The 14,035-nt window shown below is 62.7% G+C and carries 12 protein-coding genes; 6 read left to right on the forward strand and 6 right to left on the reverse strand.

The window, feature by feature from the left end:
• Nucleotides 1–404: 404 nt before the first annotated feature.
• Entirely contained in the window at nucleotides 405–1,601 is a 1,197-nt protein-coding gene (locus VFL62_RS02785) for an adenylate/guanylate cyclase domain-containing protein (RefSeq protein ID WP_325170855.1), read from the forward strand.
• A 192-nt stretch (nucleotides 1,602–1,793) separates the two neighbouring features.
• Entirely contained in the window at nucleotides 1,794–2,723 is a 930-nt protein-coding gene (locus tag VFL62_RS02790; protein ID WP_325170856.1) for a tripartite tricarboxylate transporter substrate-binding protein, read from the forward strand.
• A gap of 235 nt (nucleotides 2,724–2,958) precedes the next feature.
• Here VFL62_RS02790 and VFL62_RS02795 read toward each other — a convergent pair whose 3' ends face one another.
• A complete protein-coding gene (locus VFL62_RS02795; protein ID WP_325170857.1) occupies nucleotides 2,959–4,932 on the reverse strand; it encodes an adenylate/guanylate cyclase domain-containing protein in 1,974 nt (657 codons plus the stop codon).
• A 628-nt stretch (nucleotides 4,933–5,560) separates the two neighbouring features.
• On the reverse strand, nucleotides 5,561–7,156 hold the full coding sequence (gene guaA, locus VFL62_RS02800) for a glutamine-hydrolyzing GMP synthase (RefSeq protein ID WP_325170858.1): 1,596 nt from the start codon (nucleotides 7,154–7,156) through the stop codon (nucleotides 5,561–5,563).
• Between the two features lie 335 nt (nucleotides 7,157–7,491).
• Between guaA and VFL62_RS02805 the strand changes: the two genes are divergently transcribed.
• Together VFL62_RS02805 and VFL62_RS02810 are read left to right on the forward strand one after the other, a co-directional pair.
• Complete coding sequence (locus tag VFL62_RS02805) at nucleotides 7,492–7,863, forward strand: nuclear transport factor 2 family protein (protein WP_325170859.1); 372 nt, start codon at nucleotides 7,492–7,494, stop codon at nucleotides 7,861–7,863.
• A gap of 225 nt (nucleotides 7,864–8,088) precedes the next feature.
• Nucleotides 8,089–8,292, forward strand: a complete 204-nt coding sequence (locus tag VFL62_RS02810; RefSeq protein ID WP_325170860.1) for a hypothetical protein — start codon at nucleotides 8,089–8,091, stop codon at nucleotides 8,290–8,292.
• Nucleotides 8,293–8,545: 253 nt separating this feature from the next.
• Here the strand turns inward: VFL62_RS02810 and VFL62_RS02815 are convergent, their stop codons facing one another.
• Entirely contained in the window at nucleotides 8,546–9,844 is a 1,299-nt protein-coding gene (locus tag VFL62_RS02815) for an RsmB/NOP family class I SAM-dependent RNA methyltransferase (protein ID WP_325170861.1), read from the reverse strand.
• Nucleotides 9,845–9,853: 9 nt separating this feature from the next.
• On the reverse strand, nucleotides 9,854–10,222 hold the full coding sequence (locus tag VFL62_RS02820; RefSeq protein WP_325170862.1) for an MAPEG family protein: 369 nt from the start codon (nucleotides 10,220–10,222) through the stop codon (nucleotides 9,854–9,856).
• A 219-nt stretch (nucleotides 10,223–10,441) separates the two neighbouring features.
• Between VFL62_RS02820 and VFL62_RS02825 the strand changes: the two genes are divergently transcribed.
• Together VFL62_RS02825 and VFL62_RS02830 are read left to right on the forward strand one after the other, a co-directional pair.
• Complete coding sequence (locus VFL62_RS02825; protein WP_325170863.1) at nucleotides 10,442–10,858, forward strand: hypothetical protein; 417 nt, start codon at nucleotides 10,442–10,444, stop codon at nucleotides 10,856–10,858.
• A gap of 65 nt (nucleotides 10,859–10,923) precedes the next feature.
• Nucleotides 10,924–11,724, forward strand: a complete 801-nt coding sequence (locus VFL62_RS02830) for an SDR family NAD(P)-dependent oxidoreductase (RefSeq protein ID WP_325170864.1) — start codon at nucleotides 10,924–10,926, stop codon at nucleotides 11,722–11,724.
• A gap of 5 nt (nucleotides 11,725–11,729) precedes the next feature.
• On the opposite strand, the gene VFL62_RS02835 is transcribed toward VFL62_RS02830, so the two are convergent.
• Both VFL62_RS02835 and guaB read right to left on the reverse strand, forming a co-directional pair.
• On the reverse strand, nucleotides 11,730–13,124 hold the full coding sequence (locus VFL62_RS02835) for an MFS transporter (RefSeq protein WP_325170865.1): 1,395 nt from the start codon (nucleotides 13,122–13,124) through the stop codon (nucleotides 11,730–11,732).
• A gap of 209 nt (nucleotides 13,125–13,333) precedes the next feature.
• Nucleotides 13,334–14,035 (reverse strand): IMP dehydrogenase (guaB, locus tag VFL62_RS02840; protein ID WP_325170866.1); only part of this gene is annotated, 702 nt, incomplete at its 5' end.

Below are 14,035 nucleotides of genomic sequence, written 5' to 3' on the forward strand. Positions count from 1 at the left end.
CCCGCCGCCGGCGCGTCCTCCAGGCGCGGCGGCGGGCGCTCTTTTTCACTCCGAACACTGCACCTCGGCGCGCGGCGCCGGCCGCGCGCTAAAAATCAGGAAGCTGACGGCGGCCATGATCCAGACGCCGGCGCTGGCATAAACCATCACCCAGCCAAAACCGTTCGCAAGCGCCTCATGCGCCGGCAAGGTCGCGATTGAATGGGGACCTGAAGTCTATTGGTACGGGCGTCGCGAATTCTCGTTTCTGGACCCGGATGGCTACGCGATTATCATCTCGGAGGTGACGTCCGACCCTCCGGAATGCCTGGAAGACAACGGGTAAACCAGCCGGATAACGGGGTCCATTGACGCCATCGCGCCGAAACCCGACATATCGTCGAACACCCTCCCCGGAGCCAGACATGAACGCGCCGCCCAAGATCGAGCCTGCCGCCTCTTCCGATGACGATGTCCTGCGCTGGCTGACCAACGACGTGCGCGAGGAGCGCTTTCTCGACAATATCTTCGCCGAGATGTGCCTGCGCTTGCAGCGCGCCGGCATTCCGCTGAAGCGCGCGACGCTGCATGTCGTGATCCAGCATCCGCAATGGCTCGGCGCCAAGATCATGTGGGCCGACGGCATGCGTGCGGCCGAGATCACGCGCGTCGACCACGATGTGCGGGGACGATCCGAATTCATCGGCAGCCCGGCCTCCGAGATCTTCGAGGGCGCCGGCGAAGTGCGCGAGAACCTCACAGGCGATGTCGCGCACCGCCGCAAGCATGCCGTTTATGACGAGATGCGCGCGATGGGCTTGACCGACTATATCGCCTGGCCGCTGTACCATACGCTTGGCAAGCGCCACATGGTGACCTTTGCCACCGACCGCGCTGATGGCTTCGACGAAGCGCATATCGCCAGCCTGCAACGACTGTTGCCGATCCTCGCACTGGTCAGCGAGATCCGGGTCAAGAATCGCCTGGCGCGGACGCTGCTGGAGACCTATGTCGGCGCACATGCCGGCGAACTAATCCTGGCGGGCGCGACCCGGCGCGGCACGGGCACGACGGTGCGCGCCGCGATCATGATCTGCGATTTGCGGGATTTCACGCACATCTCCGACAACTGGCCGCGCGACGACGTCATCGAGCTACTCAACGGCTATTTCGATGCGGTGTCGGAGCCGATCGCGCGGCACGGCGGGGAAATCCTGAAATTCATGGGCGATGGCCTGCTCGCGATCTTTCCGCTCAGCGAGCCCACTGCCTGCGCCAACCTCTTGCACGCGGTGGCCGAGGCGCGCCAGAACATGATCGCCTTGAACAAGGCGCACGGCGAGGCTGGCCGCGCGCCGCTGAATTTCGGCATCGGCGTCCATGTGGGCGACGTCATGTACGGCAATATCGGCTCGAGCGCCCGCCTCGACTTCACCGTAATCGGGCCCGCGGTCAACATGGCCTCGCGGCTGGAGGCGCTGACCAAGCAGGTGGGAAAGAACGTGCTGCTGTCGCAGGCCTTTGCCGATCTCGTCAAAGGCGATTTCGAGCTCGAGCGCGTCGGTGAGCACCGCGTCCGCGGCTTCAGCGAACCGGTCGAGCTGTTTGCGTATGGGGGGTGAAGAATGATTGGGGTGCGTCCCTGCCGCAGGGGTACCTGTCATTCCGGGGCGCGCGTAGCGCGAGCGCGGAAGCCATTTCTCCGTCTATGATGTGGCCCGCGTGCCACGCCGTTCCCATGGAGCATCGTTATAATATCTTGCTGTCGTCGACAATTCCTGCATCTGGCTGCCGCCGCTTCCGCGCTGCCCGCATTGCCGGCGGTCGGGCAGACGCAGGCCTATCCCGCCAAGCCAATTACAATCATCGTCCCCTATCCCGCGGGGGGACCAACGGACTCGATCACGCGCCTCGTTAGTGAGCCTATGCGTGAAGCCCTTGGCCAACCCATCATCATTGAAAACGTGGGAGGTGCGGGAGGCACGATCGGGGTGGCTCGCGCGGTCCGCGCGGATCCCGATGGATATACGATCAGTGCAGGTCAATGGCAGACGCACGTTGTTAATGGCGCGGTGTATTCGCTGAACTACAATTTGTTGGACAGCTTTGCGCCGCTCGCATTGCTATCAACCAATGCTGCAGTCATCGTTACGAGGAAGAGCTTGCCAGCAAACGATCTGAAAGGATTTATCGACTGGCTTAAGGCCAATCCCGATAAAGCTTCACTCGGAACCGCGGGTGCAGGAAGCCCAGGGCACGTGTATGGTGCCTTTTTCGAAAAAATGACCGGAACGCGTTTTCAGTTCGTCCCGTATCGAACGATCGCTCTTGCAATGACGGACCTGATGGGCGGTCAGATCGACTTTCTGATTGATAGTCCGATCAATTCTTTGCCGCAGCTGCGTGCGGGGACTATCAAAGCCTTGGCGGTGATGGCGAAGAGGCGCTTGTCGGCGGCGCCAGACATTCCGACCGTCGACGAAGCGGGATTGACCGAGTTCTACGGTGGAAATTGGACCGCGTTTTGGGTGCCGCGGGGAACGCTCAAAGATGTAATTGCAAAGCTCAATGAAGCAGTGGTCACGGCACTGGCAAATGCAAACGTTCGAGCGCGTCTGGCGGACCTTGGGATGGAGATCCCGCCGCGCGAGCAGCAAACCCCGGAAGCCCTCGGTGCGCTCCAAAAACTCGAAATCGAAAAGTGGTGGCCCATCATCAAGGCTGGCGGCATCAAGGTGGAGTAGAGCTCCGCCCGGCACAATCGCGCAAGTTCGCGCCGATGCTCGATCGACGAAACGGGCGCGTATCAAAGCGCGAGACCGCGACGACGTTGATGAGTCATTCGCCGCCCATGCAGCGTGTTTGGCTTTCGATGACCCGAGGATGAAGGGTGCGCTTCCGATGTAGGTCGGCTTGCACCAAGCAGAGGAATACGCTCGGAGTCACCTTTCTATTTTCTCGGCTTGTGGGGTCTTCTCTTCAGCGCGCCGCCTCCTGCCAGATACTCGCGAGGCGTTTTCTAATCTCTTGATCCTTATATGGCGTTAGCGAGCGGATATGCTCGTCAGCAAGCAGCTGGTTGCCACTCTTCAGGTTGCTGACCAACGGCTCACCTTTCGCCAAGGAGATATTCATCTCTTCCATCGCTTCATCCTTCCGACCAAGCTCACTGAGGGCAGCGACGAGGTACGAGCGGGCCGGTCTGAAATTGTTGTTTTTCCGCAGCGCCTCCCGAAGGTGTGTCTCGGCCTTCTCGAAATGTTGCCTGCTCTCGTTAGGGTCCTGCGTCAGGGTCAGGACGCCCCACACGTAATGAGCCTGGCCTTGGTGATAGTCATAGAAAAACGGATAGATCGGATTGCGGTCGATCGCTTCTTGCGATTTGCGAAGCGCTTCTTCTGGTTCCCCCGAATAGATCAGCACATGCGCCCATAAGGCGTAGCCATCGGCATAGTTGGGATTGCGTTGGACCGCCTCCTCTGCCGCTTCCTTGGCGTCCTGAAATTTCTCTCTATACAGGAGAACCCAGCCCATTTGTTCGAGAGCAAACGGCAACGAAGGCTTGGGTTCGAGCTCATTTCTCGCGAGCTCAAGCGCCTTATGCGCAAAGCGATAGGCCAGATCCTCTGAAGATTGGGGGTCCTGACTCCACCTCCCAGTGAAATCTTGCCGATGGGTGGCGGCCAGATTCGCGTACGCCCTGGCAAAATCCGGATCCAGATCGATCGCTTTCTCGAAAAGGTTCCGAGCATTGGCATTGTCCTTGTGTGTAAAGCGCCGATAGAGCTCTGCCCCGCGCATGAAATACTCCCAGGCCACCGCGCTGCTCGTGTAGGGTCGACCCATATGCCTATCCTCCTCTTGTGTTAGCTTCACGGCCAGCGCACTCGTGATCCTCCGGGCTATCTCCCCTTGCACGGCAAAGACGTCCTGTAAGTCTCGGTCGTAATGCTGCGCCCACATGTGATAACCCGTCTGGGCGTCGATCAACTGTGCCGTGATCCGGATTCGGTTGTCGGCTTTGCGCACGCTTCCTTCTACGACGTATCGTGCCCCTAACTCGCGGCTCACCTGGGCAGTTTTGACCGTCCTGCCCTTGAATGTGAAAACGGAGTTGCGGGCGATGACGAACAACCCTGTGAGTCTGGAGAGTTCTGTAATCAGATCCTCGGTCATCCCGTCGCTGAAATACTCTTGTTCGGGGTCGCTGCTCATGTTGAGAAACGGGAGCACGGCAACAGAGCGCTTGTCAGCGAGCGGAGCTAGGGCGGCCGGCACCTCGTGGAATACCTGTGACACCGAGACCGCGTGGGAGGAGACCAGTTGGCCGACACCGCTAACCAAGAAAAGCAGCGCGACCGCGACCAGGCCCAGTCGTAGCCTGGGTCTGGCGGCGCCCGGTTTGCGCGGGGAGGAAGGTATCGCCGAACCCATTCGTACGCGGTATAATTGCACCGGCCGCGCAATATTCTTAAGCTGCTGCTCACCCGCGTTCTCAAAGACAATGTCGAGCTTGCCCCGGGCGTCCTCCTGCACCCTGCCGGAAACGCAAATGCCCCCGGGCTCCGCCAGCGCCTCTAGGCGTGCCGCTATGTTTATCGCATCGCCACAGAAGTCGTCGCCATCAAGGATGAGCTCCCCGAAGTTGATGCCCATACGAAGCTCGATACGCTTGTCTTGTGGCACGTCAGCGTTGCGGATGGCCATTCCGCGCTGAATTTCAATGGCGCAGCGCACAGCGTCCACCACGCTTGCGAATTCCACAAGGGTCCCGTCCCCGATGACCCTTACTATCCGGCCGTGAAATTCCCTGATTTTAGGCTCGATCAGCGCGTGCCAATGCGCCTTCCACCGGACCAGCGTACCTTCGTCGTCATTTTCGACGAGGCGACTGTACCCGGCGATATCGGTTGCAAGGATGGCTCTGAGGCTGCGCAACTGGATTTCAGGCATAGTAGTCCCCGTTTCCGAAGCGTTTCTGCCAGGAGCTAGGCTACCACACGCGCCGGGGGACAGTGTGGCCGAATTCACAGTCTGTGCTGCCAATGTCCGAATCGGGTCATTGGTGTCGATTTCGCACCGTGCGGATGATGTCAGGTTTGCCCCTGACAGCCGAGTCCCGGCAGGCATTGCGAGCGGTCGCGAAGGGCCAAAAACAACGTTTTTGCTCGCTCACTTGCTGTCTCCCCCGCTAGGGGCTTACGCCCGCCGTTACCGGCTTCTCCCCGACCCACCAGAATGAGACGTCGCCGCAACCAGCATTCGCTTCGGTCAACGATCGGGGACGACGGGCGGCGCCGCAAGTTTCGGGCAGTCGGCCTTGGAAACAAGACCGTCTGAACAATCACAATTCCTGACGGTCTTTTCTCCGCCGCGTCTCGGGACTTGTGATCAAACCGTCAGAACGACTGTCAGTCGGCTTGGTTCGTCTGCCGCGAGTGACGACTTCCGTCAATCAATGACTGGGACAAACAACGGCACGGAGAGACGATGTAAGAGGAGTGATCAATGACGTCTCCCGTAGCGCCTTTTCTTTCCAACGCTATTTTATCTCCAACGCACTCTAGAATATCCCCTCCCCCTACTCCCACTCGATCGTGCCCGGCGGCTTTGACGTCACGTCATAGACCACGCGGTTGACGCCCTTGACCTCGTTGATGATGCGGGTCGCGGTTTCGCCCAAGAATTTCATGTCGAAGGGATAGAAGTCCGCGGTCATGCCATCGGTCGAGGTCACCGCGCGCAGGCCCACGACATAGTCGTAGGTGCGGCCGTCGCCCATCACGCCGACGGTCTTGACCGGCAGCAGCACTGCAAAGGCCTGCCAGATCTGGTCGTACAGGCCCGCTTTTCGGATCTGGTCGATGTAGACCGCGTCCGCATTGCGCAGGATGTCAAGCTTTTCGCCGGTGATGTCGCCGGGGCAGCGGATCGCAAGACCCGGTCCGGGAAACGGATGCCGGCCGACGAAAATATCCGGCAGGCCGAGCTCGCGGCCCAGCACGCGCACCTCGTCCTTGAACAGTTCGCGAAGAGGTTCGACCAGCTTCATGTTCATGCGATCCGGCAGACCGCCGACATTGTGGTGGCTCTTGATCGTCACCGAAGGACCGCCGGTGAAGGAGACGCTCTCGATGACGTCGGGATAGAGCGTGCCCTGCGCCAGAAATTCGGCGCCGCCGATCTTCTTGGCCTCGGCCTCGAACACGTCGATGAAAAGCTTGCCGATGGTCTTGCGCTTCTTTTCGGGATCGGTGACGCCCTCGAGCTCGCCGAGGAATTGCCTGGATGCATCCACGTGCACCAGCGGGATGTTGTAGTGGTGGCGGAACAGATCGACGACGGTTTCGGCTTCCTTCAGCCGGAGCAGGCCGTGGTCGACGAACACGCAGGTGAGCTGGTCGCCGATCGCTTCATGGATCAGCACGGCCGCCACCGCCGAATCCACGCCACCCGACAGGCCGCAGATCACCTTGCCGCGGCCGACTTGCTTGCGGATCTTCTCGATCGCTTCGTCACGAAACGCGCGCATGGTCCAGTCGCTGGTGAGCCCTGCAACCTTGCGGACGAAGTTGCGCAGGAGTTTCGCGCCGTCCGGCGTGTGCACCACCTCGGGGTGGAACATCAGCCCGTAATACTTGCGCTTCTCGTCCTGGATCACCGCGAAAGGTGCGTTCGGCGAGACGCCGGCGACGACAAAGCCCGGCGGCATTTTGGTGATGCGGTCGCCATGGCTCATCCAGACCTGATGCTTCTCGCCGGCGCCCCACACGCCGTCGAACAGATGGCTTTCCGCCTTCACCTCGACATCGGCGCGGCCGAATTCGCGGTGATGCCCGCCCTCGACCTCGCCGCCGAGCTGGGCGGCCATCGTCATCTGGCCGTAGCAGATCCCGAGCACGGGAACTTTGGAATCGAAGATCAGTTGCGGCGCGCGCGGTGAACCGGTCTCGTGCACCGACTCCGGGCCGCCGGACAGGATCACGGCTTTCGGCTTCATGTCGCGGAAGGCTTCTTCCGCCTTCTGGAACGGCACGATCTCGGAATAGACGCCCTCCTCGCGGACGCGGCGGGCGATCAGTTGCGTCACCTGACTGCCGAAATCGACAATCAGAATCTTTTCATGCGCCGCGGCCGGTGTGGGCAGCGACTCGGCGGTTTTGGGTGCGGAGGTCATCCGAAGCAATTACGCGACGGCGAACGCTGTCGCAACCCTTCCCAAGCCCCTGTCCCCACCCTGCCCGTCGTTTGCGGTATTTCCGTCATTCCGGGGCGCCGTAGAGGCCCACCGCCGTCATTCCGGGGCGCCTCGAAGAGGCGAGCTATGGTGCGCAATCGCGCACCAGAGAATCCATCGGACCGCAGAATGTCAGGAGAAATGGATTCCGGGTCTGGTGCTGACGCACCATCCCGGAACGACGAAAGTGACAGAGCTTCCCGGAATGGCGGCGGCGGGTCTGGACAGATCCATTTATGTCAGTAATACTGACCTAAATTACAAATGAGGAAACCATGACAGGGCCACACGCAGCGGCCGATCTGCAAAAACTCGCAACCGAATGGATCTCCGCCTGGAACGCGCGCGATCTCGAACGGGTCCTGAAGCTCTATACCGACGACGCCGAAATGACCTCGCCCTACATCGTCACGCTCGGCTTTGATGCCAGCGGCACGCTGCGCGGCAAGGAAAAACTCCGCGCCTATTGGACCAAGGCGCTGACGTTGAGACCGAACCTGCACTTCACGCCGCTCGAAGCCTTCCTCAATCCCGACAGCGTCGCGGTGCTCTATCGCAACGACCTCGGCAAGCAGGTGTGCGAATATCTCCGGCTCGATGATGCCGGCCTGATCCGGCAGGCGTCGGGGAATTATCCGGTGGAGTAACAGCGCAAGCGCGATCCCGCATAAAGGCTGTCATCACCGGGCTTGTCCCGGTGATCCACGTCTTGCTTTCTCTTCGCGGCGTGCAAAGACGTGGATGGCCGGGTCAAGCCCGGCCATGACAGAGAGAATGTCGCCCCCTGAATGCCGGCCGCCGCAAAGCTGCCCAAGCGCTCCCACAGTTTTGCCGCGACTCGCGACGAGCCTTGCGCGCACGGGAGAAGCTGAATGCGCGCGCCGGTCTATGACGTCTATCAGATGAAGGTCAGGCATCTGCCCGATGGGGTGAAGTCGGCCTGGCTGCGGACCTGGCCCGGCGAAAAGCCCGACCTCGAGCGCTGGGTGTTCATGGGACGCGAGCGGCACCCGAGCAAGATCACCGTCAAAGAGATGGACGCGCACGGCATTTGCTACAGCGAAAGCGCGATGTAGCGCGCGCAGCGACGCCTTCGAAAGCGACTATCACCAACCGCCGTCATTCGGGGGCGATGCGGTAGCATCGAACCCGGAATCCATCGTGTCGCAAGAATTCCTGGAGCTATGGATTCCGGGCTCGCCACTATCGTGGCGCCCGGGAATGACAGCGGATGGAGCCCGGCTCGCTCGTTTCACTCGCGCCCCGGAATGACAACCACTCTTCCCGGAATGACGGCGGATGACTTTCGGGCCGCAACGATCGCGCTTGCTACCCCTTCCGCAGCACCGAGACGAAAAACCCGTCGGTGCCGGTGCGCCGCGGCGTCATCAAGAGCCCCTCGGGCGATTGAAGCGTCGCGGCGGCAAAGTCCTCGGCCTTGTCCCACAGCGCCGCCGTAACCTCGGCCGCCGGCACAATCGCAAAACCCGGATGGCGGGCGAGAAAACCGCGGATCTGTGCTCCGTTTTCCGACGGCAGCACAGAGCAAGTGATGTAGGCGATGCGGCCGCCCGGCTTGACCAGAGGGCCCGCGCGATCCAGCACGTCGGCTTGCGCCTTCAGGCGGACTTCCAGTGCACCCGGGCGTATACGCCACTTGGCGTCCGGGTTGCGCCGCCAGGTGCCGGTGCCGGTGCAGGGCGCATCGATCACGACGAGATCGGCGGAGGCCCTGATGTCGGAAAGCACCTCAGTCTCGCCTTTCGGCGTGCGCACCTCGCAATTGTGGACGCCCGCGCGCGACAGCCGCTCGTGGATCGGCGCGAGCTGGCGCTTGTCGTGGTCGGTCGCGATCAGCCGCCCCTTGCCCTGCATCATCGCCGCCAGCGCCAGCGTCTTGCCGCCGGCGCCCGCGCAGAGATCGATCACCTGCTCGCCGGGCTTGGCCGCCGAAAGCAGCGCCGCGAGCTGCGAGCCTTCGTCTTGAACCTCGATCTGTCCCTTGATGAAGGCCTCCTCGGCCGCAATGCCGGGGTTCTTCGCATCCGCCGACAGTTCGATGCGAAGCCCGATCGGCGACCACCGGGTCGGCACCGCGCCGAGATGCGCGATGGCGCCGAGCATCTTGTCGCGCTTGGCCTTGAGCGTATTGACGCGCAGATCGAGTGGCGCGCGGCTCGCCATGGCGGCTGCTTCCGCTGCGCGTTCCTCGCCGAACACCTCGGCAAAATGCGGATCGAGCCATTCCGGATAATCGCCGGCGATGGGCGCCGGCGCGCCGTCGAGTGAACGCGATGCCAACGCCGACCGCTCGGCGTCGGTAAGCGGCGACGGCGCGAAGCGTCCGCCGTCGCAGAGCGCTCCGATGTTGTCGGTCGACAGTCCGCGCTCGAGGCGAAGCATTCCGAGCAGCCGCGCCCGCGCGCTGTCCTCGCCCATGATGAAGGCGCTGGAGGCACGGCGGCGCAGCACGTCCCAAACGAGGCCTGCAATCGCCGCACGGTCGCCAGAGCCGGCAAAGCGATGCGCGGTGCCCCATTCCTTCAGCGCCTGCGCGGCGGGAACGCGATCGCTATCGATGGTCTCGATCAGCTCGATAGCCGCCGAGAGCCTTGCTGCGGGGGTCATTCAGATCTTTCAGATGAGAAGCAAAATCTTCAGTGCGAAATAGACCCACATCGCCAGCAGCACAAGCGCGCTGGAGAGCCAGGCCATCCAGCGCCGGTTTCCGTCGTTGGAACTGACGAAGACGCCGGCATGGGCCACGCGGCAGACCACGAACACCCAGGACAGCATCACGATCACGAGGTCGGCGTGGCGGATCGGCAGCGCGATCGCGATCAGTGCATAGAACAGCAGCGGTAGTTCGAACTGATTGCGCGCAATGTCGCTGATCCCGGCCTCCCGGTTCGCCGCGGCGGAACGGCGCGCGCCGATGCCGAACAACAGTGCGAAAGTGAGCCCGACCTGGACAAAGAGCGGCAGCAGAACCCATTGAACCGACATCGCCCACCTTCCGAACTTCGTTTTCCGTTGCGGCGTTTAGGGACTTTGGATCCGCCCTATCCGCCCCCGATTCCTTTTCCGCACCCCGATTCTAACATTTGCACCCCCTCGATAGGCAATAAATCCGCCGCCGCGGCGCGAGCCACGTGAACCCGGCCTTTGGCCGAGGCGACCAACGGGCAGTCTTAAGCCTTCGTCTCCTCGCTCCGAGAGGCTGCCATGAACCTCGAACCGCTCCACAACGCCCTCACCGCAATCATGAGTTTCGTGGCAGGCCCCACCGCGAACTGGTCCGACCTCGTCGGCGACGACGGAACCGGCTTGTTGATGCCGGCGCTTGCGGGGATCGCCGCGGCCACGACGGTCGCGCTCACCGTCACCATCTATTTCCAGACCGGTTATCGCAGCTACCGCGACATGATCGGCCACGGTCTCGTCGCCGCAATCGCCATGGCGCTGCTCGCCTTCGCCATCCTCGACATGCGCAACGTGGCGCTTGCCCATATTGCCAGGATGTCGATCAAGCCCGGCGCCCAATTCGAGTTGCAATGGCAGCAAACAACAGAGCGCGCCAGGGCGCTGGCGGCGCAGATGGGCAGCAGCACCCGCTCCCTGTCCGACGCACATCAGGGTTGAGTTAGCCTCGCGACCGCAGTTCCGGTAAACTCGCCGCAAAGAAAAACGTGCGGGAGTGACACGAGATGCGGCTGAAAGATCGGATCGCCATTGTGGTCGGCGCGGGCCAGAGCCCGGGTCAGGGCATGGGCAACGGCCGGGCGACCGCGATCACCTTTGCGCGCGAGGGCGCCTCGGTTCTCTGCGTCGACCGCAATCTTGCTTCCGCGCAGGAAACCGTCGGACTGATCGAGGCCAAAGGCGGCAAGGCGCTGGCGTTCGAGGCCGATGTCACCAGGGAATGCGAACTGAAGGCGATGGTGGAGGAAGCCCCAAAGCGCTGGGGCCGCCTTGATATACTTCACAACAATGTCGGCGTCAGCCTCGCCGGCGGGGATTCCGAACTGCTTCAGATCAAGGAAGAAGCGATCGACAACGTCGTCGCCATCAACCTCAAGAGCTGCATTCTGGCGGCGAAATACGCCATCCCGATCATGCGCAGCCAAGGAAGCGGCGCCATCATCAACATCTCATCGATGGCGGCGATCACCGTCTACCCCTACGTGGCCTACAAGGCGACCAAGGCGGCCATGATCGCCTTCACCGAACAACTCGCCTATCAGAATGCGGAATATGGCATCCGCGCCAACGTGATCCTGCCGGGCCTGATGGACACGCCGATGGCGGTCGATACCCGCGCCAAGGCCTTCAACAAAACGCGCGCGGAGGTCGCGGCGATGCGCGATGCGCAGGTTCCGCTGCGCCACAAGATGGGCACGGCCTGGGACGTCGCCAATGCCGCGCTGTTTCTCGCCTCCGATGAGGCTTCCTTCATCACCGGCGTGACGCTGCCGGTCGATGGCGGCGCCAGCGTGCAACGGGGATAACGCATTCACGGCTTCGGCGCCGATACCGTCAGCCTGAGAAAGCTCATCACGCTGCCGACCGCGGCAAATCCGGCCCCGAGCGCCAGTGCGAGTGTTGCGCCGTCGTGGTCGGCCAGCGCAAAACATAACGCGGCGAGCGCCGCCCCGGTGGTCTGCCCGGTCAGGCGCGCGGTCGCGACGATGCCGCTCGCCCCGCCGCTACGCCCGGCCGGTGCGCTCGACATGATCGCGCGCAGGTTCGGGGTCTGGAAGAAGCCGAAGCCCAGTCCGCAGACCACCATGCGCCAGACGATGTTGAGCACGCCGGGGGACTCCGGAAGCGTCGCCAATAACGTCATGCCGATTCCGAGAATCACAAGCCCGACGCCGCCGAGCAGTCCCACCGGATGGCGGTCGCTGAGACGGCCGGCCACCGGCGCCATGATCGCAACCACCAGCGGCCACGGCGTCATGAAGAAACCGGTCTCCACCTGCGTCCGGTGCAGAATGTCCTCGAAATAGAACGGCAGCGCGACGAAGCCGATCCCTTGAACCGCGAACGAGCAGACGGCGGTCGCCGCCGAGAGCGCAAACATCGGCGTGCGAAACAGATCGACCGGCAGCATCGGCGCCGGGTGATCGGCATGGCGGCGGATCACTGCAAGGCCAAGTACGATCCCGACCACGAGTTCGGCGACGACTACGCCCGTTGCGGCCTTATGAGCCGCGCTGCCAATGCCCGTGATAACAAGGCCGACGCACGCCGCAGCCAGAAACGCGCCGAGAAAATCGAAGCCATGACCGGCGCGCGGCGTTGACGGCAGCATACGCAGGCCGATCGCCATCGCCAGCAGGCCAAAGGGAATGTTGACCGCGAACAGCCACGGCCAGGGCCCAAGAGCCAGAAGCCCCGAAGCGATCGTCGGTCCGAGGGTAAAGGCGGTGCCGACGACCATGGCGTTATAGCCGAAGCCGCGACCGAGCATCCGGGTCGGATAGACGAAGCGGATCAGCGCCGAGTTGACCGCCATCAAGCCGCTGGCGCCCAAACCTTGCAGCGCGCGCGCTATCAACAGGCTCGGCAACGACCACGCCAGCGCACATCCGAGCGAGGCGATCGTGAACAGCAGAAGGCCGCCGAGGTAGATCCGCTTATAGCCGACGATCTCCCCGAGCGCGCCGAGCGGCAGCAGCGTTGCCACCAGCGCGATCTGATAGACGTTGACCACCCAGACCACGTCCGCCGGGCTCACTTTCAGGTCAGCGGCAATCGACGGCAGCGCGATGTTGGCGATCGCGGTATCGAGCGAGGCCATGCCGACCGCGAGCGAAATCGCGAGCACCGCCCAGATGCGGCGCTCGGGTGGCAAACCGTCGCTGATGGGCGGCGATGACACGCTCGTTTCCAGCCGATTCAACATCGGCTGGATGTACACTGGATGATCAGCGCACCCCATACGCCATGATGCATGATGCGTATGCGGCGAAGCACCACAACGCCGTCATGTCAGGGCACGAGCGAAGCAAGCGAACCCGGGATCCATAGTGCCGCAAGAATGTCTGGATAGATGGATTCCGGGTTCAGCCCTGCGGGCTGCCCCGGAATGACGAAAGTAAAACTGGAGCTAGATCACGCCCCGCCTGGATAATTCGGCGCCTCGCGCGTGATTGTGACGTCGTGAACGTGGCTTTCGCGCAGGCCCGCACCGGTGATGCGCACGAACTCCGCCTTGTCGTGGAATTCGCCGATCGTGCGGGCCCCGACATAGCCCATCGCGGCGCGCAGGCCGCCCGCGAGCTGATGCATGACATTGGCGACCGGCCCCTTGTAGGGCACCTGGCCCTCGATGCCTTCAGGCACCAGCTTGAGGGTGTCCTTGATGTCCTGCTGGAAGTAGCGATCGGCCGAGCCGCGGGCCATCGCGCCGACCGAGCCCATGCCGCGATAGGCCTTGTAGGAACGGCCCTGCCACAGGAACACTTCGCCCGGCGTCTCGTCAGTGCCGGCCAGCAGCGAGCCGACCATCGCGATATCGGCGCCTGCGGCGAGCGCCTTGGCGAGGTCGCCCGAGAACTTGATGCCGCCGTCGGCGATCACGGGCACGTCGGCCTTCTTGGCGGCCTCGACCGCATCCATGATTGCGGTGAGCTGCGGCACGCCGACGCCGGCAACGATGCGCGTGGTGCAGATCGAGCCCGGGCCGATGCCGACCTTGATGGAGTCTGCGCCCGCATCGATCAGCGCCTGCGCGCCTTCCCTGGTGGCGATATTGCCGGCGATTACCTGAACCGCGTTGGAGAGCCGCTTGATGCGGTTGACCGCCTCCAGCAC

Source organism: Bradyrhizobium sp. (assembly GCF_035701725.1).
In the GTDB taxonomy this organism is placed as follows: domain Bacteria; phylum Pseudomonadota; class Alphaproteobacteria; order Rhizobiales; family Xanthobacteraceae; genus Bradyrhizobium.

Excerpts from the sequence above, each read along its gene's own strand:
- guaA (WP_325170858.1), bottom strand. The coding sequence starts at position 7,156 with ATGACCTCCGCACCCAAAACCGCCGAGTCGCTGCCCACACCGGCCGCG.
- VFL62_RS02805 (WP_325170859.1), top strand. The coding sequence starts at position 7,492 with ATGACAGGGCCACACGCAGCGGCCGATCTGCAAAAACTCGCAACCGAA.
- VFL62_RS02830 (WP_325170864.1), top strand. The coding sequence starts at position 10,924 with ATGCGGCTGAAAGATCGGATCGCCATTGTGGTCGGCGCGGGCCAGAGC.
- VFL62_RS02785 (WP_325170855.1), top strand. The coding sequence starts at position 405 with ATGAACGCGCCGCCCAAGATCGAGCCTGCCGCCTCTTCCGATGACGAT.
- VFL62_RS02815 (WP_325170861.1), bottom strand. The coding sequence starts at position 9,844 with ATGACCCCCGCAGCAAGGCTCTCGGCGGCTATCGAGCTGATCGAGACC.
- VFL62_RS02835 (WP_325170865.1), bottom strand. The coding sequence starts at position 13,124 with ATGTTGAATCGGCTGGAAACGAGCGTGTCATCGCCGCCCATCAGCGAC.
- VFL62_RS02795 (WP_325170857.1), bottom strand. The coding sequence starts at position 4,932 with ATGCCTGAAATCCAGTTGCGCAGCCTCAGAGCCATCCTTGCAACCGAT.
- VFL62_RS02820 (WP_325170862.1), bottom strand. The coding sequence starts at position 10,222 with ATGTCGGTTCAATGGGTTCTGCTGCCGCTCTTTGTCCAGGTCGGGCTC.
- VFL62_RS02825 (WP_325170863.1), top strand. The coding sequence starts at position 10,442 with ATGAACCTCGAACCGCTCCACAACGCCCTCACCGCAATCATGAGTTTC.
- VFL62_RS02810 (WP_325170860.1), top strand. The coding sequence starts at position 8,089 with ATGCGCGCGCCGGTCTATGACGTCTATCAGATGAAGGTCAGGCATCTG.